Below are 22,939 nucleotides of genomic sequence, written 5' to 3'. Positions count from 1 at the left end.
CTGCTCGCCCGGCTGACCGGGTGGACCCGCCTGGCCCGGACGTCTGGTCTCCCCTGCGCTCACCCGCCGACCCTAGGCCACGCCGCGCCACCCCACGGCGAGTCGCCGCCGAGTCGCCGCCGCGGACGCCACGGGGCGCCGCGGGGGCGCCACGGCGGGCGGGGTCGCGACGTCAGGTGGCCGGGTCGGTGCGGTAGCGCCCGCGCCGGTGCAGGAGCGGCGCGTCGTCGTCGCCGACGACGAGGTCGTCGACGGTGCAGGTCAGCAGCAGCGACCACCCGACGGTGACGGCCGACTCCATGCTCACCGACGCCCACGCCGCGGCGTCGGCCAGCCGCGGGCCGGCGCCGGTGTCGTCGAACGTCGCCATCCGGAACGGACCGCCCGGCGCGGGCGCGAGGCCGGCGAAGGCTTCGGCGAGGCCGCGGTGGTGCCACGACAGCAGGTGGACGACGGCGCGGCCGGTGCGCTCCACGACGTCGGCCAGGTCGGAGTCGGGGTCGACCAGGGCCAGCAGGCGGGCCGGCTCGCCGTGCGCGACCAGCAGCGAGCTGACGGTCAGCCCCGCCCGGGCGCCCGGCGCGGACCCGGAGCCGGCCGTCCAGAGCGAGACCGCGCCGCCGATCCGGCCGCGCAGCCGCCGGACCGGGTCGTCGCCGGTCGCGAACGGGTGTCCGGAGTGGATCGTCATCGGGGCACCACGAGCTCCCACTCGGTGCCGTACGAGCCGGTGCTCAGCTGCGCGGTGCCGCCCAGCTCGGCGATCCGGCCCCGGATCGACTCGCTCACGCCCAGCCGCCCGGCGGCCGCGGCCTCCTCGAGGCGACCCTCGGGGATGCCGGGCCCCTCGTCGCGCACCGAGACCTCGACCCGGTCGGGGAACGCCTCGAGCAGCACCCAGGCCGGCGCGCCCTCGCCGACGTGCACGGCCACGTTGTCGAGGCAGGCGGCCACGACGGCGACCACCTCGGCCGCGGCCGCCGACGGCAGCTCCACCGGGCCGCCCGGCACGGCGACGTCGACGCCGGGGCGCAGGCCGAGCCGACCCAGCTGGGAGGCCAGGTCGACGGTGCCCGCGGTGCCGGCGTCGCTGACGGCGTCCTGGGAGCGGATCAGGGTGCGCAGCGCCGACTCCTGCTCGCCCGCGAGCCGACCCAGGTCGGCGGCCGGCCCACCGATCTCGGCGCCCTTGCGCTGCACGAGCGCGAGCACCTGCAGGACGCCGTCGTGGACGACGCGCGCGAGCCTGGCCCGCTCCGTCGCCGCTGCCGCGGCCCGCTGGGCCTCGTCGCGCTCGGCGGCCATCTGCTGGAGCGAGCCGCACATGAACCCGACGATCGGGCCGCCGATCATCAGCAGGAAGAAGTTGCTGTAGTTGGTCTGGGTGAGCTCGTCGCGCAGGAACAGGTCGGCGCCGCCGATCAGGACGCCGGCGACGAACCCGCCCGGCGTCCGGAACCGGATCGCCCACGCGAACAGCGCCGCCATCACCCAGAACCCCGGGATCGTGGCGTTGAACCACGGCCCCTTCACCAGCGGCGTGAGCGCGAGCAGCGCCAGGGTCAGACCCAGGTCGGAGTAGAGCAGCAGCTGGCCGCGCCGGGCGCCGTCGGCGTAGGCCCAGGTGGCGAACGCCGTCCACGCGACCATCACCGCCATCAGCACGTAGCCGGCGGTCGGGTGGTCGTAGTTGTCGACGCCGCGGTAGAGCGCGAGGCCGACCGCGTTGACCAGCACCACCCAGCGCAGCACCGCGACGGCCCGGAACAGCCGGTCCTCGACGGCGACCGCGGCGTGGACGCCGTTGCCGCTGACGGGAGCCAGCCGGGTCAGGACGCCTTCTTCTGCTCTGCCGCGCCCTCGGCCTTCGCCCCGGCCTCGGCCTTCTTCGACTCCTCCTTGGCGACGCCGGCGTACTTGTCGACGTACTCCTGGCTGGAGAGGCGCATGATCTCGTACATGATCTCGTCGGTGATCGAGCGCAGGATGTAGCGGTCGTTCTCCATGCCCTCGTAGCGCGAGAAGTCGAGCGGCTTGCCGAAGCGCACGACCGGGCGGGTGAACGTGCCGAACTTCTTGCCCGGCGGCGCCACCACGTCGGTGCCGACGACCGCGGTCGGGACCACCGGGACGCCGGTCTCGAGCGCCAGTCGCGCGACCCCGGTCTTGCCGCGGTAGAGCCTGCCGTCGTGCGAGCGGGTGCCCTCGGGGTAGATGCCGAAGAGGCCGCCGGCGTCGAGGACCTTCTTCGCCGACATCATCGCGCCGGCCGCCGCGTCGGCGCCGGAGCGGTCGATCGGCACCTGGCCGGCGCCGGAGAAGAACTGCTTCTGCAGCCAGCCCTTGATGCCGGGCGTGGTGAAGTACTCGGCCTTGGCGACGAAGGTGACGCGCCGCGGGAGGGTCAGCGGCATGAACAACCAGTCGGCGTAGGACAGGTGGTTGCTGGCCAGGATGGCCGCGCCCTCGGCGGGCACGTGGTCGTCACCCTCGACCTGCGGACGGAAGACGACGCGGAGCAGCGGCCCCAGAGCGATCCACTTGAGGAACCAGTAGAACAACGCGACACCCCTCCTACGCGACCTGCCGGACCGACCTGCGCAGCGTAGACCCTCACGTGGCCTGCCTCACCAGTCCTGCGGCGCGTCTCACCGCCGCGGCGTGCGGCATGATCGCGCCATGTCCCTCGACCGGTCCCTCGACCCCCTGCACGAGCCGCTCACCGTCGCCGCCCGGCCCGAGCTGACCGGCGGCCGTCGGATCGGTGTCCTGCTCAGCCACGGCTTCACCGGCTCGCCGTACTCCATCAAGCCCTGGGGGCAGCACCTCGCCGACCGCGGCTACGGCGTGGCCGTGCCGCGGCTGCCGGGGCACGGCACCACCTGGCAGAACCTGAACGCGCACCGCTGGGAGGACTGGTACGGCGAGCTCACCCGCGCCTTCGACGCGCTCTGCCTCGAGAACGACGCCGTCGTGGTCGGCGGGCTGTCGATGGGCGGCGCGCTCGCGATCCGGGTCGCCGAGGAGCACCCCGACCGGGTCTCGGGACTGATGCTGGTCAACCCCGCCGTCGCCTCCCGGCGCCGCGACGTCAAGCTGCTGCCGGTGCTCAAGCGGGTGGTGCCGTCGCTCCCCGGCATCGCCAACGACATCAAGAAGCCCGGCCAGCTCGAGCACGGCTACGACCGGACGCCGCTCAAGGCGATCCACTCGTTCGCGCAGACCTGGCCGACGATCATCGCGGACCTGCCCCGGGTGACCTGCCCGCTGGTCTACTTCCGCTCCGCGGTCGACCACGTCGTCGACGACGCCTCGCAGCCGATCATCCTCGGCGGCGTCTCCTCGACCGACGTCACCGAGGTGCCGCTGCCCGAGAGCTTCCACGTCGCCACCCTCGACAACGACGCCCCCACGATCTTCGCCGGCAGCGCGGAGTTCGTGGCCCGCGTGACGGCCGCGTAAAGTCGAGGCGTGCCCACGGACGACGACGAGGCCTGGAAGGCGATCGTCGACAACTACGGCGACCGGCCGACCGTCGAGGACGACGCCCCGGCCGCGTCGCGGCCCGAGCCGACGCCCGAGCCGGAGCCGACGTCCACCCCGCTGCCGCGCGAGCGGGCGAGCGCGACCTGGGACGACGAGTACCCCGACTCCGACTGGAGCACCGACCGGTTCGTGCCGCCCGAGCCGCCGCCGATCCCGACGCCCACGCCCGACCGGCACGCGGCGTGGGCGGGGGTCTTCGGCTCCCCGGCGATCCTGCTGATCTGCCTGGTCCTCCAGGTGCGGGTGCCCGAGCTGGTGGCCTACCTGCTGGTGGCCGGCTTCGTGGGCGGCTTCCTCTACCTGGTCTTCACGATGACCCGCGAGCCCCGCGATCCGGACGACGACGGCGCGGTTTTATGACGCCGGCGCGGTAGTCGCCGGCGCCGATCGTCTGGACGCCACGGACGCTGCGAGCGGTGCGCGCCGACCGGGCCGAGCCGGCCCAGCGCGCCGAGCGGGAGAGCAGCGCGGCGCCGATCAGCCCGGCCTCCGGGCCGAGCCGGGCGCCGACGACCCGAGGCGGCGTGCGGTGGCCGGCCCCGACGACGGTGCGGGCCAGCGCGGCGCGGGCCGGCTCGAGGAGACGGTCGCCTGCGGCGGACACGCCGCCGCCGACGACGACGAGCTCGGGGTCGAAGGCGGAGGTGAGTCCGCCCAGGCCGACGCCGAGCCACTCGCCGATCGCCGCGAACGCCTGCCCGGCCACCGGGTCGCCCTGCTCGGCCGCCGCGGTGACCATCGGCCCGGTCAGCTGCTCCGGCCGGGAGTCGCAGAGGTCACCGAGGATCGAGGGGCCGGGGTCGAGGTGGGCGCGAGCGAAGCGCACCAGCGCGTTGCCGGAGCAGTACTGCTCCCAGCACCCCGACATCCCGCACTCGCAGTTGCGGCCGTCGGGGACGACCTGCATGTGGCCGAACTCGCCGGCCATGCCCTGGGCACCGCGCACCAGCTGGCCCGCCATCACGATCGCACCGCCGATGCCCGTGCCGAGGGTGATCATCAGCGCCGAGGAGGAACCGCGGGCGGCACCGAACGCCGTCTCGGCGACCGCCGCGCAGTTGGCGTCGTTGTCGAGCGCCACCGGGGCGCCCCACCGCCTGCTGAGGCGCTCGCGCACCCGCTCGCCGGCCCACGGCAGGTGCGGGGCGAACATGACCCGCTCCCCCGCGGCGTCGACGAAGCCGGCCGCGGCGAGGCCGACGCCGGCGATCCGGCGCCCGGCGGCGACGTCGAGGACCGCCTCGGTGAGCGCGTCCTCGACGGAGGCGACGCTGACCCGGCGGCCCGGTGTGCTGCGCCGCGCCGTCCGGACGACGGTCCCGGCGCGCGTCACCTCACCGGCGAGGACCTTCGTCCCGCCGACGTCGACGCCGATGTAGAGCACCATGTCGCTGCCTCAGCCCGCGCTCATCGTCGCGCCAGGTCGGCCGCGCCGATGACACCGGCCCGGTTGCCCAGGGACGCCGCCCGGATCTCCAGGACGGGGCGGTGACCCCGGCCGGTCAGCTCGCTCTCGAACGCCGCCCGCACCGGGTCGAGCAGCAGGTCGCCGGCCTCGCTGACGCCACCGCCGACCACCACGGCTCCCGGGTCGAGGACGGCGGTCAGGGACGCGATCGCCTCGCCGAGCCAGCGTCCGACCTCGGCGACCCGGGCGATGGCGAACGGGTCGCCGTCGGCGGCGGCCGCGGTGATGAGCGGCCCGTTGATCGCGGCGGCGTCGCCGCCGGCGCGCTCGAGCAGCGCGGCGGCCTCGGGGGTGGAGGCGAGCCCGCGGGTGACCTTCACCAGGGCCGAGCCGCTGGCGTACTGCTCGATGCACCCGCGGTTGCCGCAGCCGCAGAGCCGGCCGCCGGGCACCACGCGCAGGTGCCCGATCTCGGCCGCGGCACCGAACCCGCCGCGGTAGAGCTCGCCGTCGATCACGATGCCCCCGCCCACGCCGGTGCCGACGGTGACCATGAGCATGTCGTCGACGTCGAACGCCGCGCCGAAGGTGAACTCGCCCCAGGCGGCGGCGTTGGCGTCGTTCTCCACGACGACGGGCAGCCCGACCCGCTTCTGGATCTCGGTGCCGAGGTCCTCGTCGCGCCAGGCGACGTTGGGGGCGAACATCACGACGGCGCGGCCGGAGTCGACGTAGCCGGCGGCGCCGATGCCGACGCCGGTCAGCTCGTGGCGGCTGCCCAGCTCGGCGACGAGCTCGGCGATGGCGTCCTCGACGGCCTCGGCGTCGGTGGCCGGCGACACGACGCGGTGCTCGTCGAGCACGCGGCCCTGCGTGTCGACGACGGCGCCGGCGATCTTGGTGCCGCCCACGTCGATGCCGCAGGTCAGACCCCCCGCGGTGCCGTGCGCAGTGCCGTCAGGGGTCTCGGTGGTGGACCCTCGGGGGTCAGTCGTCGTCGCCATCGAGGTCGATCCTCTCGAACTGCTCGTCCGGGGGCGAGTCGGGTCCGCGGTGCGGGCGCGCGGCGACCAGCCCGTTGAGCGCCAGCAGCAGCGAGGACGCCGCGCTCGCGAGGTGTTCCCTGACCTCCGGGCTGGTGTTGCGCACGGCGTGCACGGTCCGGCAGATCGGGCAGTAGGTGCACTCGGCGGCGGCGGTGGCGAGGTGCTCGTCGATCCCCGACATCGCCTGCGCGGCGTGACCGGCGAACCCACCCAGCCCGCCCTGGCCGGCGCGGGGTCCGGCGCGGTGGCCGGCGCCGTCGCCGGCGCCCTGCCCGGCGTCCGGTCCGGCATCGGCGGAGTCGCGGGCCCACCCGCCCAGCGCGCCGAGCAGCTTGGCCGCCTCCTCGCCGACGCTCCCGACGTCGCTCGCGGCGTTGCTGTCTGCGTTGCCGGAGGCGCTGCCGTCGGCGTCGGGTCCTGCGGGGGTGGGCTCGGGCCCGCCGTCACGGCTCAAGGTCATCTCTCCTGTCCTGCGGTGGCGCCTGACGGGCCACCGCTGCGGTCCCCGGTCGGTTCGCGGAAGCGCACCCGCAGCTCCCCGTCGTCGACCCGGGCGCCGGCCACGCGCAGCCGCGCCAGTCCTGCCGGGAGCGTGAGGAGTCGACGATACGACCCCACGGTCACGACGAGCTCGTCGTGGTGCCTGGCGAGATCGACGTCGGCGCGCTGGACGTTCGGGAGGGCGAGGTGGAGCACCGCGCCCTCCGTGCTCCGGGTGACCCGGAACGGGCCGTCGCCGGTGGGGACGGCGAGGGGGTCGGCGCCGTCGTACAGCCCGGCGGCGACCTCGGTGAGCGCGGCCACGCCGACCGGCTCGGTGGACCGGTACTCCGAGCGCCACACCGGCAGGTCGGCGAAGGACTCCGCGACCTCGGCGAGGACGTCGTCCTGGGCGGCGACCCACCGCGCGCGCCACTCGTCGGCGCCACCGGCCGGGAAGACCCGGTTGGCGACGACGCCGTCGACGCGGTAGCCGAACAGCGACAGGCTCGTGTGGCTGCGCCTGGCCTCGGCGAGGACGACGTGCTCGGGGGTGAGCACGATCCGGACGCTCGCGCCCGGCCCGGACAGCAGGGCGTGGACCTCGCCGAGCTCGGCGTGCAACCGCTCGACCGCCTCGAAGACCGAGCCGCCCGGCATCGGGACACCGGCCGCGCGGGTCAGCACCGGCCGCAGGGCCTTCATCACGCGCTGCTGGGTCGGGAAGATCCGCTGCATGTACCAGCCGAGGGCCTCGGGCAGCGCGAGCAGCCGCAGCGTCTCGGCGGTCGGCGCGCAGTCGACGACGATGACGTCCCACTCCCCCGAGAGCGCGTGCAGCCGCAGCTCGAGCAGGGCCAGCACCTCCTCGGCCCCCGGGACGACGGTCAGCTCCTCGGCCGCGACCGGGTCGACGCCGGCGACGTCGAGCACCGACACGAGGTAGCCCTGCACCTCGGCCCACGACTGCTCGAAGCGCAGCTGCGCGTCGACCTGCTGCACGAAGAGCCGCGCGGCGACCTCGGTCGGCTCGGGGCCGACCTCGACCCCGAAGGCGTCGCCGAGCGAGTGCGCGGCGTCGGTCGACAGCACCAGGGTGCGGTGCCCGGCGGCCGCGGCGAGCGCGGCGGTGCCCGCGGCGACCGTCGACTTGCCGACGCCGCCCTTGCCGGTGAAGAGGAGGATGCGCAAGTTGTCGGGGTGGTCGGTCAGGGGGTCACTGGAGCGACTCGACGCGCTGCTTGAGGCCCTTCAGCGCGGTGTCGATGAGGATCTTCTCGCCCTTGCGCTTGATCATGCCGATCATCGGGATCGACACGTCGAGGGCGAGCCGGTAGGTCACCTCGGTCGAGCCGTTGCCGAGGTCGCGCAGCACGTAGGCGCCGTCGAGGGCCTTGAGCATCTTGCCCTCCGCGAGGGTCCAGGTGACCTGGCGGTCGCCGTCCCACTCGTAGGCGAGGGTGTACTCGTCCTTGACCGGCGCGACGTCGAGGGCGAAGAACACCTCGCGGGCACGGTCCTGGTGCTCGCCGGCGTACGACGACCGGGTCTCCGCGACCTTCACGCCCTTGGCCCAGGTGGGGTAGGACTCGAAGTCGGCGATCACGTCCATCACCGCCGCCGGAGGGGCGTCGACCGTGATCGAGGAGGTGGTCTGCTCGGCCATCGGGACCTCTCTCTGCTCCGAGGAGCACTGCTGGGCGGGCTGGACGGGACCGTCGGAGGCTACCGGATCGCGGGTCCACGCGGCGCGGCGGTAGCGTGCACGGGTGCGTGAGTTCTCGACCCCTCTGACCGTCGATCTCCCCACCTCGGGCAACCTCAGCGACGACGTGGTCCGCAACGCCGTCGAGGCGCCGGAGGTGGTGGTCCTGGCGCGGCGCTCCGACGACGGCACCTGGGCCGACGTCACCGCGGCGACGTTCCGCGACGAGGTCGCCGCGGTCGCCAAGGGGCTGGTCGCCGCCGGCATCGAGCCCGGCGACCGGGTGGCGCTGCTCTCGCGCACCCGCTACGAGTGGACGCTGCTCGACTACGCGATCTGGTTCGCCGGCGCCGTCACCGTCCCCGTCTACGAGACGTCCTCGGCCGAGCAGGTGGAGTGGATCCTGCGCGACTCCGGCGCCCGCGCCGTGGTGGCCGAGAGCGCCGAGCACCTGGCCCGGATCACGTCGGTGCGCGGCTCGCTCGACGACCTGCGCCACGTCTGGACGATCGACCCGCCGAGCGACGGGGCGGGCCACGGCGCCGTCGCCGTCCTGACCCGGCTCGGTGACGACGTCTCGGACGACGACCTGGAGACCCGCCGCACGAGCGCCGGTCCCGACGACGTCGCGACCCTCATCTACACCTCCGGCACGACCGGGCGGCCCAAGGGCTGCATGCTCACGCACGGCAACTTCCAGACCGAGCTGGGCGTCGCCGTCCACGAGCTGGGCGCCCTGTTCCAGCCCACCGACGGCAAGCAGCCCTCGACGCTGCTGTTCCTCCCCCTGGCGCACGTGTTCGCCCGGATCATCCAGGTGGGTGCGATCCAGGCCCGGGTGCGGCTCGGCCACAGCGCCGACGTCCGCAACCTGGTGCCGACGCTGCAGGAGTTCCGCCCGACGTTCGTGCTCGCGGTGCCGCGCGTCTTCGAGAAGGTCTTCAACACCGCCTCGCAGCGCGCGACCGCCGACGGGCGCGGCAAGATCTTCGACCGGGCCGCCGACACGGCGATCGCCTGGTCCCGCGCCCAGGAGAAGGGCCGCGCCTCGCTCGCCGTGCGCGGTCGGCACGCGCTGTTCGAGCGGCTCGTCTACGGCAAGCTCCGGCAGGCGCTCGGCGGGTCCTGCGTGTACGCCGTCTCCGGCGGCGCGCCGCTCGGCGAGCGGCTCGGGCACTTCTTCCGCGGCATCGGCCTGACCGTCCTGGAGGGCTACGGCCTCACCGAGACCACCGCCGCGATCACCGTCAACCTCCCCGACGCGCAGAAGGTCGGCACCGTCGGCCGGCCGCTCCCCGGCACCGCCGTCCGGATCGCCGACGACGGCGAGCTGCTGGCCCGCGGCGGCCAGGTCTTCCGCGGCTACTGGGGCAACGCCGACGCGACCGCCGAGGCGATCGACGCCGACGGCTGGTTCCACACCGGCGACGTCGGCGAGGTCGACGACGAGGGGTTCGTGCGGATCACCGGGCGCAAGAAGGAGATCCTGGTGACCGCCGGCGGCAAGAACGTCGCCCCGGCCGTCCTCGAGGACCGCCTGCGCGCCCACGCCCTGGTCAGCCAGGCGCTCGTCGTCGGCGACCGGCAGCCGTTCATCGCGGCCCTGGTCACCCTCGACGAGGAGTCGGTGCCGCTGTGGGCCGAGGCCCACGGCAAGCCGGTCGGCAAGGACCCCGTCGCCGACCTGGCCGACGACCCCGACCTGCTCGCGGCCATCCAGACGGCCGTGGACGACGCCAACACCGCCGTCTCGAAGGCCGAGGCGATCCGCAAGTTCCGCGTCCTGACCACCGACTGGACCGAGGAGGGCGGCCAGCTGACGCCGAGCCTCAAGCTGCGCCGCAACGTCGTCGTCCGCGAGTACAAGGACGAGATCGCCGCGCTCTACCTCTGAGCCGGCGGCACGTCCGGGCACATCCGGGCACATCGCGACGCCTCCCACGCCCTGTCGTTCCCCCGGGATGTCCCTCCGGGGCACTAGAGTGACGCGCGGTAATCCGGCCGCGATGGAGTTCGTGCTCGCGGGATGACGAGAGGCACGGGTAGTGGGCCGACGCATGGTGCTGCTGGTGGTCGCGATCGTGATGGCGGTGCTCGGCGCCGGCCTGGTCTACGCCTACGCCCAGGGAGCCGAGGAGCGGGCCGCCGACCAGCTCGACTCCGTGGAGCGGGTGGTGGCCACCGACACCATCGAGCCAGGTGAGCGCTTCTCCGAGCTCCTCGCCACCGGGCGTCTCGACCGGGTGAAGGTCCCACGCTCGGCTGTGATCACCGGTTCCAGCAACGAGCTCGACGACTTCACCGGCCTGGTGGCCACCACGCGGATCTACCCGGGTGAGCAGCTGCTCGCCGGCAAGTTCGGGGTCGTGGCGACGCCGGGCGTTCCCACCGGCATGGTCCCGGTGAGCGTGGCGCTCGACCCTGCGGAGCGGGGCGCCTTCACCCAACCGGGCAGTCGGGTGACGGTCTACCAGGTCCCCGTCGCCGGTAGTGGCGTGGCGGGCGTGCCGAAGGACGTGGTCCTCGAGGACGACGTCCTCGTGGTCGCGATCGGCAACCTCGTGCTCGGACCCGACGGGCTGACGCCCCTCGAGGTGCCCGGGAGCGAGGAGCTCTCCCCGGACCTCGTGACGGTCGCCCTGCCGCCGGCGGAGGCCGAGGAGCTCCAGCTGGCGACGTTCGACGACACGTTGTCGATCCGGATGCGGGTGGACGAGGTCGCGACGAACGACGCCGCGGACCAAGAGACGACGGGCTGACCTCGATGCCTGTCCTCGTCGAGTCGGACGACGCCGCGGTCGCCGCTCTCCTGCCGCTGCTTCCTCCCGGTTCGCACGCGATCTCCTCGCCGTCCCCCCTGGCCCCGTGGCTCGACCGGCATCCCGACGAGTACGTCGTCGTCCTCGGCCCGAGCACCGACCTCGAGGTCTGTCTCGCCGTGTGCGACGACCTCCGCTCCGCCCGACCCACGGTGAGCGTCGTCCTCGTGGTGCGGGAGCTCGACACCGTCACCGTGGTGCGGGCCATGAAGTCCGGCGCCCGCGACGTGGTCGCCCTCGGGGACGGACCTGCGTTCGAGGGAGCCGTGCGGCAGGCCTACGACACCTCGAGAGCGCTCCGGGGGCCGTCCGGGGCACGTCGGGTCGGACGGCTGGTGACCGTGTTCTCCCCGAAGGGGGGCGTCGGCAAGACCACCGTCGCCGTCAACCTGGCCCTCGCCCTCTCCGAGGGCGGGGCACATCGCGTCTGCCTGGTCGACCTCGACCTCGCCTTCGGCGACGTCGCCATCACCATGCAGCTCTTCCCGACCCACACCATTGAGCAGGCGATCGGCTCCGAGGTCTCCCTCGACCTGGCGGCGCTCGAGGGGTTGCTGACCCGGCACCAGGACTCCTTGATGGTGCTGGCCGCGCCGCTGCACCCCGACGTCCGGGAGCGGGTCACCCCCGCACTGGTCGTGAAGGTGCTCCGCACGCTGAAGGAGGGTTTCGACTTCGTGGTGGTCGACACCCCACCGTCCTTCGACGACCAGATCCTCACCGCGCTGGACGAGACCGACGAGTGTGTCGTCATGGCCGGTCTCGACGTGCCGACGCTGAAGAACGTCAAGGTCGCCCTCGAGACCCTCGACGTGCTCGACATCGCCCGCGGCCACCGCCACCTCCTCATCAACCGCGCCGACGAGGCGGTGGGCATCGACCTCGATCGCGTCCAGACGATCCTGGGGATGCCCGTGGCCGTCGAGCTGCCGTCGTCGCTCGCCGTTGCCGCCGCCACCAACTCGGGCACACCGATCGTCGCGGGAGACCCGATGCACCCGGTGAGCCAGGCCATCCGGCGTCTCGCCGCGTCCATGTCGGGCGTCACGGTCGCGGCACCCGCTCCCTCCGACGGGCGACACCTCGCCCTCGCCCCCCCGACGCGGAAGGGGATGTTCGGCCGTCGCAAGGGTGCCTCGGCATGACGACCGGCCCACGGCCCCGCAGCCTCGCCGAGCGCCTGGCCGCCGTTCGCGACGGAGCTGCGCCCAACCCCGTCGGTCCCGGTCCGGAGCCGCCGGAGACCGAGGCGCCGGTCGACCCGCTGTCCGCAGCACTGGCCGCCGTGGCGTCACCGGCCACCACCCGCCCGTCCGGCGGCCCGAGCAGCCACCGGGTCGCCGCAGCGGCGCCCGCGAACCGCCTCGAAGCGCTGAAGAGTGCGGTGCACGTCGCGCTCCTGCGCCAGCTCGGCCCGCACCTCTACGACGCCGACATGGCCCAGGAGGACCTCGAGCAGCGGGTCCGCGGGGTGCTGTCCGAGGTGCTCGGCTCGCAGGACCGGCCGCTCAGCAACACCGAGCGGGGCCGGGTGACCGAGGACATCACCGACGACATCCTCGGTTTCGGCCCGATCGAGCCCTACCTGCGCGACCCGGACGTGTCCGAGGTGATGGTCAACGGGTTCGACTCGATCTGGCTGGAGCGGGCCGGGCGCCTGGTGCGGGCCGACGCGAGGTTCGCCGACGAGTCGCACCTGCGACGCATCATCGACAAGATCGTCTCCCGCATCGGCCGCCGCGTCGACGAGTCGAGCCCCATGGTCGACGCCCGTCTCCCCGACGGCAGCCGGGTCAACGCCGTCGTCCCCCCTCTCGCGATCGACGGCTCGGCCCTAACGATCCGGAAGTTCGCCGCCGACCCGCTCGGCATCGACGACCTCGTCAACAGCGGCACCCTGACACCCCAGTCGGCCGGCTTCCTCGAGGCGTGCGTGCGGGGGCGGCTCAACATCGTGGTGTCCGGCGGCACCGGTGCCGGCAAGACGACCACCCTGAACGTCCTGTCGTCGTTCATCCCGGACGACGAGCGGATCGTCACCATCGAGGACGCCGCCGAGCTGCAGCTGCGCCAGGCGCACGTCGTCCGCCTCGAGTCGCGTCCCGCCAACATCGAGGGCCGTGGCGAGGTCAGCATCCGCGACCTGGTCCGCAACAGCCTGCGCATGCGGCCCGACCGGATCATCGTCGGCGAGGTCCGTGACGCCTCGGCGCTCGACATGCTGCAGGCGATGAACACCGGCCACGACGGCTCCATCTGCACCCTGCACGCCAACAGCGCCCGCGACGCGATGTCGCGCCTCGAGACGATGGTCCTGATGGCCGGGATGGAGCTGCCGATCCGGGCCGTGCGCGAGCAGGTGTCGGCGGCCGTCGACCTGGTCGTGCACCAGACGCGCTTCAAGGACGGGTCCCGCCGGATCACGCACGTCACCGAGGTGGGACGGCTGGCCGGCGAGACCGTGGAGCTGCACGACCTGTTCGTCTTCGACAACACCGCCGGCTTCGACGGCGACGGTCGGGCCCTGGGTCGGATCCGCCCGACCGGGCACCGTCCGGGCTTCCTCGAGAAGCTCGCCTACGCGAACGTCGCTCTCGACCCGCAGCTGTTGAGCGGGGACCGGGGGTGACGTGGCGTGCGCGGCTCGGGGCCGCGGCAGCAGCTCTCGGGACTGCGGCCCTCCTGCTGGCGACGGCCGCGCCGGCGACGGCCGACGACGGCACCGACATCCGCAGTCTCGACTACACCAAGCGCGGCCTGGTCCTCCTGGTCGACGTACCACCGGACGCGACGGTCGACGCGGACGCACCGGGAGCAGTGCGGGCAAGCGTCGCCGGTGTCGACTACCCCACCGAGGCCGGAGACTTCTCAGACGTGGAGGACCTCGTCGAGCGCACCACGATCCTCGCCATCGACACGAGCCGGTCGATGCGCGGGGCCAAGTTCGAGGCCGCCAAGCAGGCCGCCCGCACCTTCCTCGACGTCGTGCCGGCCGACGTGCGCGTCGGGATCGTCTCCTTCGACAGCGTCGTCGACCCCGTGCTGTCGCCGACCACCTCTCGCCAGGACGCGTTGGAGGAGATCGAGGCCCTCGAGCTCGGCCAGGGCACCCGCCTCTACGAGGCGGTCATCGAGTCCGTGGCGCTGGCCGGCACGGCCGGTGCAGGCAGCGTCCTGCTGCTCTCCGACGGGCGTGACACCAGCACGATGACACCGGAGTCGGTCGAGGCAGTCGTGGACGCGTCCGACGTGGCGGTCAACGCGGTGGCCCTCGACCAGGCCGACCGGATCCGCCCCATCCTGGACCAGATCACCGGAGCCGCCGGCGAGGTCATCGGTGCCGACCGCGACGAGCTCGACCGCGAGTACACCGAGCAGGCACGAGAGCTGGCGCGGCAGGTCTCCGTGACCATCGACGTGCCGCGCAGTGCCCTGGTCGATCCCGTCCAGGTCGAGATCGTCCTGGCCTCGAGCCGCGGCCCCCTCCTCGACCGGTCGCTCTACCAGCTGCCGCGCAGCCAGGTTCCCGACGAGAGCGCCACGCCACCCTCCTTCGATCCCGGCGGTGGGCCCGTGCTGCCCCCGTGGGTGATGTTCGCGGCCGCCGGCCTGGTCGCCGCAGCGGTGCTGCTCGCCTTCCTGGGATTCCTCCCGGTCGCGCCGGCGACCAACACGGCCGAGGCCCGCATCGCCAGCTACACGGCCGACATCCGGCGCGGCACGGCCAAGGACGAGCCCGAGGCGCCGATCCTCACCCAGGCGACCGAGGCCATCGACGAGGTCCTGCGCCGCAACCAGGGCGTCGAGGAGCGGATCTCGGCCCGCCTCACCTCCGCCGGCAGCGCCCTCAAGGCATCCGAGTGGTTGTTGCTCCACGCCGCTCTCGCGGTGGGTGCGCTGCTGCTCGGCCTGCTCCTGGGCAGGGGCAACCCCGCGGTGGTCCTCCTGCTCACCGCGCTCGGCGTCGTCGTGCCCTGGTTCTGGCTGGGCCTTCGACGTGGACGACGCCGTCAGAAGTTCGAGTCCGCGCTGCCCGAGACGCTCCAGCTGATGGCCGGGTCGCTCTCGGCGGGCCTCTCGATGCTGCAGGCCATCGACACCATCGTCCGTGAGGGCACGGATCCGGTCGCTGCGGAGTTCCGACGGGTGCTCATCGAGATCCGGCTCGGTGTGCCGCTGGACGACGCCCTCGAGGGTGTCGCCGACCGCTTCGACAGCGATGACTTCCGGTGGGTCGTGATGGCGATCCGGATCCAGCGCCAGGTGGGCGGCAACCTGGCCGAGCTGCTGACCACGGTGGCCGGCACCATCCGGGAGCGCGAGTTCATCCGCCGCCAGGTCGACGCCCTGGCCGCGGAGGGAAAGCTGTCGGCCGTGGTCCTCGGCGGGCTGCCACCGGCGTTCCTGCTCTACCTGGTCCTCGCCCAGCCCTCCTACGTGGAGCCGCTGTTCACCGACCTCCGCGGTCTGATCATGCTGGTCTTCTCCGCGGTCTGGCTGAGCATCGGCATCGCGTGGATGAGCCGCCTGGTCAAGGTGGAGGTCTGACGTGCTGCTCGTCCTCGGCACCCTGCTCGTCACCGGCGCCCTCGTGCTCGTCGCCGTGGGCGCCGGCCGATCCGCGACGACCCGCGGCGTGGACCGGTCGGTCGAGCTCCTCGACACGATGACGGCGGCGCCGGTGCGCCCTCGTCCCGGCGAGGACGACCGGCCCTTCGCCGAGCGCGTCCTGGCGCCCCTCCAGGAGCGCGCTCTCGCCGTCGGCCGTCGACTGACGGGGGCCGGCTCCGCCGAACGACTCCGCCGTCGGCTCGACCTGGCCGGCAACCCCCGCGACTGGAACGCCGACCGGGTGGTGTCGGTCAAGGTGATGGGCGCGGTCGCGCTCCTCGCCGCCGGCTCTGCGCTGGCCATCCTCCTCCACCTCGGGTTGACCGGTTCCGTGCTGCTCGTCGGCGGTGGCCTCGTGCTCGGCTTCTTCCTGCCGGACCTCTACCTCTACCAGGCCGCCTACGAGCGGACCGAGCGGCTCCAGCGCGAGCTGCCCGACGCGATCGACCTGCTCACCATCAGCGTGGAGTCCGGTCTGGGCTTCGACGCCGCCTGCCAGCAGGTGTCGCGCCACACCGAGGGTCCGCTGTCGGCGGAGTTCTCCCGGATGCTCCGCGAGATGCAGATCGGCCAGAGCCGCACCGCCGCGCTGCGAGCGCTCGCCGATCGCACCAACGTGCCGGACGTCCGCACGTTCGTCACCGCCATGGTGCAGGCGGACGCGTTCGGGATCCCGACCGCGCAGGTGCTCCGGGTCCAGGCCAACGAGATGCGGGTCCGACGCCGGCAGCGGGCCGAGGAGAAGGCCCAGCAGGTCCCGGTCAAGATCACCTTCCCCCTCGTGTTCTTCATCCTCCCGTGCCTGTTCATCGCCGTCCTCGGGCCGGCGGCGATCACGCTCATGGACAACTTCTGACAGGCGGCCCCCCGTGTCCCCCCAGCAGTCCCTCCGCGTCGCGCTCGTCGCGCGCTGCTTCATGCTCGTCGTCCTGGGCGCCAACGTGCTCCTCACGTCGGACGACTTGTTCGACCGCAGCGACGGTCTGCTGGCTCTGGCGGCACTGGCCACGATCTGGGCCACCGCCACCCTGGCCGAGGGCAGGCCGGAGCTGCGACAGCTGAGTCCGGTGGTGGAGGGCGCCGCCGTCGGCATCGTGTGCGGTGTCTCGGTCACACCGTTCACCACCATCCTCCTGGCCCTCGTTCTGCCGCCCTTCGTCGCCGCCCTCCTCGGAGGTCCTCGGATCGGCGCCCTGGCGCTGGTCGCCACGCTGACGGCGGTCGTCTTCGGGGCCCTGACCGTCGTGGGGCCCCTCACCGACACGCAGAGTCTCGCGATCTTCACGTGGGGCTTGGCCGGGCTGGGCTTCGGCCTCATCGGCGCCTTCGTGCACGTCAACGCCCGCGCGACCCCGGACCTCCTGGCGCCCTACCGTGACGCCCAGCGGCTGCTGCGCCAGCTGATCAACCTCTCCGACGACCTCAGCTCGGGCCTCGAGGTCACCACCCTCGCCGGCACCGTGCTCGAGGAGGTCGGCGACGCCGTCCCGACCGAGAGCCTGGTGCTGTACGCACCGCGGGGCGACGTGCTCGTCCCGCTCGCCGCACGCCAGCACGGCGTCGACAGCACCGACACCGAGAGCGTGTCGGCCCTCGCCTGGACCGGCCGCGAGACCGTGCTCCGTGACCGCGCCTTCGCCCTCCCGGTCGGCGACTCCACCGTCCTCGGCGGCGTCGTGCCGCCCGGAGCCGCGCGCGAGCCCACCGAGCTGCGGCGCACGCTCGACGCGCTGCGTGGACGACTGGCACCCACCGCGGTCCAGCTCGACACGGCCGTGCTGTTCGCCGACTTCCGCGACGCGGCCTCGGCCGACGTCCGCAAGCGGCTGGCCCGCGAGATGCACGACGGGGTGGCGCAGGACATCGCCTCGCTGGGCTACCTGGTCGACGCCCTGGCGGCGGCGCCGGCGAACGAGAAGCAGGGCCGACAGCTCGCCGTGCTGCGCGACCGGATCACCGCCGTGGTCGCGGAGGTGCGCCAGTCGGTGCTCACCCTCCGCACCAGCATCGGCGAGGCCGAGAGCCTCGGCACCGCGATCGGCGGCGTGGCGCGTCACCTCAGCGACGCCTCCCGGATCCCCATCCAGGTCACCCTCGACGAGCAGGCGGCCAGGCTGCGCCCGGAGGTCGAGGCCGAGCTGTTCCGCATCGCCCAAGAAGCGATGAACAATGCCGTCAAGCACGCGCGGTGCACCGTGATCGAGGTCCACTGCGAGGTCCACGCGCCGGACGCGCTGATCACCGTCTCCGACGACGGGCGCGGCCTCCAGCCCGGGCGCGCCGACTCGCACGGGCTCGAGATCATGCGCGAGCGGGCTCGCCTGATCGGGGCGGAGCTGGCGATCGACAACCGCCCCGAGGGTGGGCTCCGCGTCGCCGTGCGGGTCGGACCGGCCCGGTGACGCATCGGTTCGCGGGGGGTGCTTTCCCCCCGGCCGAAGTGTTGACAGAGTGCTCCCATGACCCCGACGTTCCCCGCCCGGAGGACCGCATGAGCGACGCTCCGACCCGGCTCCTCCTCGTCGACGACCACGAGCTCATCCGCGAGGGACTCGGTTCGGTCATCGACCTCGAGGACGACATGGACGTCGTCGCCACGGCCGGGACCGTGGGCGAGGCGCTGTCGATCTACGAGGAGCTGAAGCCCGACGTCGTCGTCGCCGACCTCCAGCTCCCCGACGGCACCGGCCTCGACATCGTGCGCGCGATCCGCAAGGCCAGCCAGACGACCGGCCTCATCGTCTTGACCATGCACTCCGGCGACGACCAGATCTTCGCGGCGATGCAGGCCGGCGCGTCCGGGTTCGTGGGCAAGGACGCCCCCTCCTCCGAGGTGGTCAAGGCCGCGCGGCACGCAGCGGTCTCGCCCCGGGCGTTCGTGTGCGCCGGTCTGGCCGGCGCCATGATGCGGCGCGTGTCGGGCGAGTCGGCCAGCCTCACCGAGCGCGAGCACGACGTGCTGCTGCTGCTCGCCGACGGCCTCGGCGCCGCCGCGATCGGCGACAGGCTCTTCCTGAGCGAGTCGACGGCGAAGTCCCACATCGCACGGATCTACCAGAAGCTCGGGGCCGCGAACCGGGCGCAGGCCCTTGTGACGGCCATGCGGGTCGGTCTGCTCTCGAGCATCCAGCCGACCGAGCGTTGACCGGCCGCATGGCCCGACCGGGCCATACGGACTAGTCATTCGTGACTAGAGAGAATTGCACGATCCGCCGATCAATCGCCGCCGCGCCCCCACGACACTGGAGCGGCACGGGTCTGTCGTGATCTCTCGGGCAGGCCAACCCGTCCCACCTCTCAAGGAGCATCCCGAATGGTCACCTACCTGCGCATCCTCCTGGACTCCCACCGGGCGCGCATGGACGAGCGTGGCGCTTCGGCGGTGGAGTACGGCCTCCTGGTAGCCGGCATCGCGGCGATCATCGTCGCAGTCGTGTTCCTGCTCGGCGACCAGATCACAAGTGCCTTCGACGACACCTGTGACAAGATTGCGGCGCGCGACGGCAACACCAACGTCAAGAAGAAGTGCGAATAGCGCGCGGTGCTTATGACCAAGTCCCGCAAGGACGACCGCGGTGCCTCAGCCGTCGAGTACGGCCTCATCCTGGTCGGCATCGCCGCGTTGATCGTGGTCATCGTCGTGCTGCTCGGCAGCCAGGTGGGAAGCATGTTCGGTGACACGTGCGACAAGATCCAGGAAGAGACAGGAGCTGCCCCCGAGGGCGGCAACTGCCAGGGCGACTGACCCCTACGGCTGACCCACCCGCTGCGCGATCGCGACCCGGGTGAGCAGGCCGGGGTGGCTGGCGAACCAGAGCTGGCCGAACGCCGGCGGGGTCGGGTCGGCCAGCGACCTCTGCGCCAGCCGCTGCTGCACGGCGACGAACGCCGGCACGTCGTCGGTGGCCCGGACCGCATCGACGTCGGCGCGGGCCTCGAGCTGACGACTGACCCCGTTGGTCACCGGCGACACGAGCAGCATCGCGACCGCGACGAGTGCCAGCACGAGGGGCACGGACGCCGGCTCGCCCGCCGCGGGCGCGCCACGGCGCCGGGCGGCGCCGAGCACCGTCGCGAGCAGACCCACGCCGGCCAGGGCGCCCGCGGCGCCGAGGACGGTGCCCGTCACGACGTCGTCGTGCCGGGCGTGCGCGAGCTCGTGGGCGACCACCGACAGCGTCTCGTCCTGGCTCGCCGAGTCGACGAGGGTGTCGTAGAGGACCACGCGGCGGGTGCTCCCGAACCCGGACACGTAGGCGTTGAGGGTCGTCGTGCGTCGGGAGGCGTCGGCCACGAGCACGTCGTCGACCGCGACGCCCTCCTCGTCGGCGAGGCGCAGGACCTCGCTCCGCAGCTGGCTGTCGGGCAGCGGCTCGACGTCGTTGAAGAGCGGCTCGACCACCAGCGGGTAGAGGAACGACCCCGCGACCACCAGCACCGCGAGCAGGCCACCGACGACCGCCGGCCAGGCGCGGGACCACCGCCGGGCGCAGCCGACCAGCACCAGCACGGCGAGGGAGGTCGACACGATCGCGACGGACTCGGTGCGCACCACGTCGCCCGCGAACGCCGTCCACGACTGCCGGGTGAGGCCCTCGTCGAGGCGCAGGCGCCGCAGCGCGACCGCGCACGGGAAGGTCACCAGCCGACCGACGAGGGTCAGCGCGGCCACCGTCAGGGGAACCTGCACCCACCACGGTCCGGGGAGCCACTCGACGAGACGGCGTCCACGGGAGGTCAGGCCGAACCAGCAGGCCACGGCGACCGAGACGCCGAGCGACGACCAGGACCACAGCCGCGCCCACCGCGAGTACGCCTCGGCGCGGGCGACCTCCTCGGAGTTGAGCACGCTCGCCACGGGCACCGGCGTCACCCGGCCGCCCGGGACGGCGTCCCACGGCACCAGCACGGCGCCGGCGACCACCAGCACGACGGCCCCGAGCACGAACGTCGCCAGGGCGACCCGCCGCTCGGTCGCCCGGTCAGCCACGGACCGCGCCCGGGAGTCCGGCGAGCCGGTCGCGCCAGGCCCGCACCAGGTCGGCCTCGCTCCAGTCGAAGCCGCCCCGGAGGACCTCCTCGAGCGCCTCGCCGTCGCTGACCCGGGCGTAGAGGTCGACGAGGACGTCCTGCCCGCCGCGCTCGGCGAGCGTGACGCAGGCCAGCCAGGCGGCCTCGTAGGCGGCACCGAGGTGGGGTCCGCGCGTGTCGAACTCGGCCTCGTCCGGGAGCGCCGCGGGCAACCCGTCGGCGCGGACCAGGTCGGCGACCTGGCCCGCGGTCCTGGTCAGGGGCAGGGTCGTGTCGCGCAGCGCGACGTAGTCGGCGAAGCCCTCGACCAACCAGGTCGGCGCGGCGCTCCCGGGCGCGGCCGTGGCGACGTGGGTGGCCTCGTGGGTCAGCACCACCTGTTGGCCGACGCGTCCGAGGCCGTCGAAGACGTCGGGGTTCACGTAGACGTGCACGGCACCCGCGTCGGCCGCCCCGTCGGCGGCCGTGCCGCCGGTGCCGGTCACGGCCGCGATCTGCTGGTAGTAGCCCGCCTCGACCCCGAGGGTCTGCTCGAGGGCCGCGGTGTCGGCGGGGACCTCGACGACGAGTCGAGGACGCCAGTCGCGGACGACGTCCGCCACCGCCGGAGCGGCGGCCCGCGCGCGCCGCAGGTAGGGCTCGGTGCCGCGCTCGGCCGCCGCGACGACGAGGACGTCGCGGTCGCGGGCCACCACCACCGGCCCGCTCATCCAGACCGGCGTGCGCAGCCCGGTGCCGGCGCCGCCGCCACCCGTGCCGCCCGTGCCACCCGTGCCGCCCGCGCCGCCCGCGCCACCGATGCCGGTCACCGCGACGCGACCGTCGACGGCCCGGAAGCCCACCCGCACCTCGGCCGCGGTCGGGACGTCGTCGAAGCCGCGGTAGGACCAGGTCGCGTCGACCGCTGCCGACCAGGCGCCGTCGGCGGAGACCCCGTCCTCCTCGTCGACGTAGCGCAGCGTGACGTCATCGAGCCGGATCGCGCGGGCCGCGTCGACCAGGTCGCCGAGCCGGGTCGCCGCGGCGGCGTCGTCCGGGGGCGCGAGAGCGGTCGCGGCCGACCGGTCGCCCTCCTGGAGGGCGCGAGCGAGGGTCTGCAGCGCCTGGGCCGCCCCGGCGGGCTCGACGACGGCCGGCGCAGCCGTCGGGGCGGAGGCCCGGTAGGGGACGTCTCCGTCAGGACCGTCGTCGACCAGGCCACGGACCACCAGGCCGCCGCCGAGGAGCACGGACAACGAAAGACCGGCCACCCACCATCGGGGGCGGCCGGTCCTCACGGCGTGCTCGGTCAGCGGATCAGCCGGGCCGGACCGCGCCGACGTAGGGCATCTCGTTGAGCGGGGAGATCTTGACGCCCGCGCCGGGGTTGGCGGCGTGGACGATCATGCCGTTGCCGATGTACATGCCGACGTGGCTGATCGGGCTGTAGTAGAAGACCAGGTCGCCCGCCTGCAGGTCGGAGACCGCGACCCGCGCGCCGGAGGAGTACTGGGCGCTCGAGGAGTGCGGCAGGCCGACGCCGGCCTGGGCCCAGGCCATCATGGTCAGGCCCGAGCAGTCGAAGGCGCTGGGACCCGCGGCGCCGTAGACGTAGGAGTCGCCGACCTGCGCCAGCGCGTAGTTCACGGCGGCGGTGGCCCGGCCGGAGACCGGGACGTCGGAGGGGACGCGGTCGCTGCCGCGGGAGAGGATCGCCTCGCGCTCCTCCTCCTTGAGACGGTCGAGGAGAGCCTCGGCGTCGGCGAGCTTGTCGTCGACGATCTCCTTGTCCTCGGCCAGGTCGGCCTCGATCTCGGCGACCTGGTCGACGCGCTTCTGGACGGCGTCGCGGCGGATGTCCAGCGCCTCCAGGCCGGTGGCGTAGTCGTCGAACACGCCGTCCTGGAGGTCCTGGTAGGACGACATCGTCGACAGGCGGTCGAGGAAGGCCCCGGCGTCGCCGGCGGTCACGACCTCGGTCACGGCACCGAGGTCGTTGCCGCCCCCGGTGTACTGACGCAGGATGCTCTCGCGGGCGTCGGTGCGGACGCCGTCGAGCGACTTCTGGGCGGCGCGCTGGTCGGCCTCGAGCGAGTCGAGGTCGTCCTGCAGCTCGTCGAGCTCGATCGTGGCGTCGTGATACCTCTCCTGGGCCTGCTCGGCCTCGTGGAAGAGGGTGTCGACGCGCGTCTGCACGTCGTCGATGTCGGGCTCGGCCTGGGCCGGCGAGCTGGTGACGAGGCCGGCGGTCGCGACGAGCGCGAGTCCGGAGACCATGGCGCTGAGGCGCACCCGGCGTGGGTTGGTCACTACG

Annotated in this window: 23 protein-coding genes; 12 read left to right on the top strand and 11 right to left on the bottom strand. The window is 73.5% G+C overall.

Annotated features, from left to right (window positions below; all coding sequences use genetic code 11):
- Positions 1–172: 172 nt before the first annotated feature.
- From E4623_RS15945 to E4623_RS15935, 3 genes are read right to left on the bottom strand one after another with little or no spacing between them, the layout of a single operon-like run.
- Positions 173–691, bottom strand: coding sequence for a flavin reductase (locus tag E4623_RS15945; RefSeq protein ID WP_134767523.1), 519 nt, complete (start codon positions 689–691; stop codon positions 173–175).
- Positions 688–1,824 carry a DUF5931 domain-containing protein gene (locus E4623_RS15940; protein WP_134767522.1) on the bottom strand — a complete coding sequence of 379 codons (1,137 nt, stop codon included), beginning with the start codon at positions 1,822–1,824 and terminating at the stop codon, positions 688–690. Before E4623_RS15940 ends, E4623_RS15945 begins: the two co-directional genes overlap by 4 nt.
- Before the next feature lie 5 nt (positions 1,825–1,829).
- Complete coding sequence (locus tag E4623_RS15935; RefSeq protein WP_134767521.1) at positions 1,830–2,561, bottom strand: lysophospholipid acyltransferase family protein; 732 nt, start codon at positions 2,559–2,561, stop codon at positions 1,830–1,832.
- 118 nt (positions 2,562–2,679) lie between these two features.
- Between E4623_RS15935 and E4623_RS15930 the strand changes: the two genes are divergently transcribed.
- Together E4623_RS15930 and E4623_RS15925 are read left to right on the top strand one after the other, a co-directional pair.
- Complete coding sequence (locus E4623_RS15930) at positions 2,680–3,462, top strand: alpha/beta fold hydrolase (protein ID WP_134767520.1); 783 nt, start codon at positions 2,680–2,682, stop codon at positions 3,460–3,462.
- A 9-nt stretch (positions 3,463–3,471) separates the two neighbouring features.
- Positions 3,472–3,906 (top strand): hypothetical protein, encoded by a 435-nt coding sequence (locus E4623_RS15925; RefSeq protein WP_134767519.1) that lies wholly within the window; start codon positions 3,472–3,474, stop codon positions 3,904–3,906.
- On the opposite strand, the gene E4623_RS15920 is transcribed toward E4623_RS15925, so the two are convergent.
- Genes E4623_RS15920 through E4623_RS15900 form a run of 5 tightly spaced genes read right to left on the bottom strand, consistent with a single transcriptional unit; the run spans position 3,854 to position 8,146 of the window.
- Positions 3,854–4,933: an ROK family protein gene (locus E4623_RS15920; protein ID WP_134767518.1), complete on the bottom strand. Its 1,080-nt coding sequence runs from the start codon at positions 4,931–4,933 to the stop codon at positions 3,854–3,856. The genes E4623_RS15925 and E4623_RS15920 overlap by 53 nt on opposite strands.
- Positions 4,934–4,953: 20 nt before the next feature.
- A complete protein-coding gene (locus tag E4623_RS15915; RefSeq protein WP_134767517.1) occupies positions 4,954–5,958 on the bottom strand; it encodes an ROK family glucokinase in 1,005 nt (334 codons plus the stop codon).
- Entirely contained in the window at positions 5,942–6,460 is a 519-nt protein-coding gene (locus E4623_RS15910) for a hypothetical protein (protein WP_134767516.1), read from the bottom strand. Before E4623_RS15910 ends, E4623_RS15915 begins: the two co-directional genes overlap by 17 nt.
- A complete protein-coding gene (locus E4623_RS15905; RefSeq protein ID WP_134767515.1) occupies positions 6,457–7,671 on the bottom strand; it encodes an ArsA family ATPase in 1,215 nt (404 codons plus the stop codon). The genes E4623_RS15910 and E4623_RS15905 overlap by 4 nt, the downstream gene beginning before the upstream one ends.
- 25 nt (positions 7,672–7,696) lie before the next feature.
- On the bottom strand, positions 7,697–8,146 hold the full coding sequence (locus E4623_RS15900) for an SRPBCC family protein (protein ID WP_134767514.1): 450 nt from the start codon (positions 8,144–8,146) through the stop codon (positions 7,697–7,699).
- A gap of 103 nt (positions 8,147–8,249) precedes the next feature.
- On the opposite strand from E4623_RS15900, the gene E4623_RS15895 reads away from it, so the two are divergent.
- The 10 genes from E4623_RS15895 to E4623_RS15850 all read left to right on the top strand — a co-directional run bounded on the left by E4623_RS15895 (position 8,250) and on the right by E4623_RS15850 (position 19,360).
- A complete protein-coding gene (locus tag E4623_RS15895) occupies positions 8,250–10,079 on the top strand; it encodes an AMP-dependent synthetase/ligase (protein WP_134767513.1) in 1,830 nt (609 codons plus the stop codon).
- A gap of 151 nt (positions 10,080–10,230) precedes the next feature.
- A complete protein-coding gene (locus E4623_RS15890; RefSeq protein WP_134767512.1) occupies positions 10,231–10,944 on the top strand; it encodes a hypothetical protein in 714 nt (237 codons plus the stop codon).
- Between the two features lie 5 nt (positions 10,945–10,949).
- A complete protein-coding gene (locus E4623_RS15885; RefSeq protein WP_134767511.1) occupies positions 10,950–12,149 on the top strand; it encodes a P-loop NTPase in 1,200 nt (399 codons plus the stop codon).
- Positions 12,146–13,633, top strand: coding sequence for a CpaF family protein (locus tag E4623_RS15880; protein WP_134767510.1), 1,488 nt, complete (start codon positions 12,146–12,148; stop codon positions 13,631–13,633). The genes E4623_RS15885 and E4623_RS15880 overlap by 4 nt, the downstream gene beginning before the upstream one ends.
- Positions 13,630–15,552, top strand: coding sequence for a type II secretion system F family protein (locus tag E4623_RS15875; protein WP_134767509.1), 1,923 nt, complete (start codon positions 13,630–13,632; stop codon positions 15,550–15,552). Before E4623_RS15880 ends, E4623_RS15875 begins: the two co-directional genes overlap by 4 nt.
- A 1-nt stretch (position 15,553) precedes the next feature.
- Positions 15,554–16,471: a type II secretion system F family protein gene (locus E4623_RS15870; protein WP_134767508.1), complete on the top strand. Its 918-nt coding sequence runs from the start codon at positions 15,554–15,556 to the stop codon at positions 16,469–16,471.
- Between the two features lie 13 nt (positions 16,472–16,484).
- Positions 16,485–18,017 (top strand): histidine kinase, encoded by a 1,533-nt coding sequence (locus E4623_RS15865; RefSeq protein ID WP_134767507.1) that lies wholly within the window; start codon positions 16,485–16,487, stop codon positions 18,015–18,017.
- A gap of 89 nt (positions 18,018–18,106) precedes the next feature.
- Positions 18,107–18,760: a response regulator transcription factor gene (locus E4623_RS15860; RefSeq protein ID WP_134767506.1), complete on the top strand. Its 654-nt coding sequence runs from the start codon at positions 18,107–18,109 to the stop codon at positions 18,758–18,760.
- Between the two features lie 168 nt (positions 18,761–18,928).
- Positions 18,929–19,150 (top strand): Flp family type IVb pilin, encoded by a 222-nt coding sequence (locus E4623_RS15855; RefSeq protein ID WP_134767505.1) that lies wholly within the window; start codon positions 18,929–18,931, stop codon positions 19,148–19,150.
- Positions 19,151–19,162: 12 nt separating this feature from the next.
- On the top strand, positions 19,163–19,360 hold the full coding sequence (locus tag E4623_RS15850) for a Flp family type IVb pilin (protein ID WP_134767504.1): 198 nt from the start codon (positions 19,163–19,165) through the stop codon (positions 19,358–19,360).
- A 3-nt stretch (positions 19,361–19,363) separates the two neighbouring features.
- On the opposite strand, the gene E4623_RS15845 is transcribed toward E4623_RS15850, so the two are convergent.
- From E4623_RS15845 to E4623_RS15835, 3 genes are all read right to left on the bottom strand, one after another.
- A complete protein-coding gene (locus E4623_RS15845; protein WP_134767503.1) occupies positions 19,364–20,605 on the bottom strand; it encodes a M48 family metallopeptidase in 1,242 nt (413 codons plus the stop codon).
- Positions 20,598–21,881 (bottom strand): hypothetical protein, encoded by a 1,284-nt coding sequence (locus tag E4623_RS22710; RefSeq protein ID WP_167736676.1) that lies wholly within the window; start codon positions 21,879–21,881, stop codon positions 20,598–20,600. Before E4623_RS22710 ends, E4623_RS15845 begins: the two co-directional genes overlap by 8 nt.
- 61 nt (positions 21,882–21,942) lie before the next feature.
- A complete protein-coding gene (locus E4623_RS15835) occupies positions 21,943–22,935 on the bottom strand; it encodes a C40 family peptidase (RefSeq protein WP_245155110.1) in 993 nt (330 codons plus the stop codon).
- Positions 22,936–22,939: the final 4 nt, after the last annotated feature.

The organism is Nocardioides sp. 1609 (assembly GCF_004522105.1).
Taxonomy (GTDB): domain Bacteria; phylum Actinomycetota; class Actinomycetes; order Propionibacteriales; family Nocardioidaceae; genus Nocardioides.
The sequence above is the reverse complement of the archived record's forward strand: the minus strand, read 5'-3'. Positions and strand labels throughout refer to the sequence as shown.

Bases quoted from the DNA above. Each gene is read 5' to 3' on its own strand.
- E4623_RS15945 (WP_134767523.1), bottom strand. From the start codon at position 691: ATGACGATCCACTCCGGACACCCGTTCGCGACCGGCGACGACCCGGTC.
- E4623_RS15930 (WP_134767520.1), top strand. From the start codon at position 2,680: ATGTCCCTCGACCGGTCCCTCGACCCCCTGCACGAGCCGCTCACCGTC.
- E4623_RS15920 (WP_134767518.1), bottom strand. From the start codon at position 4,933: ATGGTGCTCTACATCGGCGTCGACGTCGGCGGGACGAAGGTCCTCGCC.
- E4623_RS15915 (WP_134767517.1), bottom strand. From the start codon at position 5,958: ATGGCGACGACGACTGACCCCCGAGGGTCCACCACCGAGACCCCTGAC.
- E4623_RS15910 (WP_134767516.1), bottom strand. From the start codon at position 6,460: ATGACCTTGAGCCGTGACGGCGGGCCCGAGCCCACCCCCGCAGGACCC.
- E4623_RS15900 (WP_134767514.1), bottom strand. From the start codon at position 8,146: ATGGCCGAGCAGACCACCTCCTCGATCACGGTCGACGCCCCTCCGGCG.
- E4623_RS15885 (WP_134767511.1), top strand. From the start codon at position 10,950: ATGCCTGTCCTCGTCGAGTCGGACGACGCCGCGGTCGCCGCTCTCCTG.
- E4623_RS15880 (WP_134767510.1), top strand. From the start codon at position 12,146: ATGACGACCGGCCCACGGCCCCGCAGCCTCGCCGAGCGCCTGGCCGCC.
- E4623_RS15860 (WP_134767506.1), top strand. From the start codon at position 18,107: ATGAGCGACGCTCCGACCCGGCTCCTCCTCGTCGACGACCACGAGCTC.
- E4623_RS15855 (WP_134767505.1), top strand. From the start codon at position 18,929: ATGGTCACCTACCTGCGCATCCTCCTGGACTCCCACCGGGCGCGCATG.
- E4623_RS15850 (WP_134767504.1), top strand. From the start codon at position 19,163: ATGACCAAGTCCCGCAAGGACGACCGCGGTGCCTCAGCCGTCGAGTAC.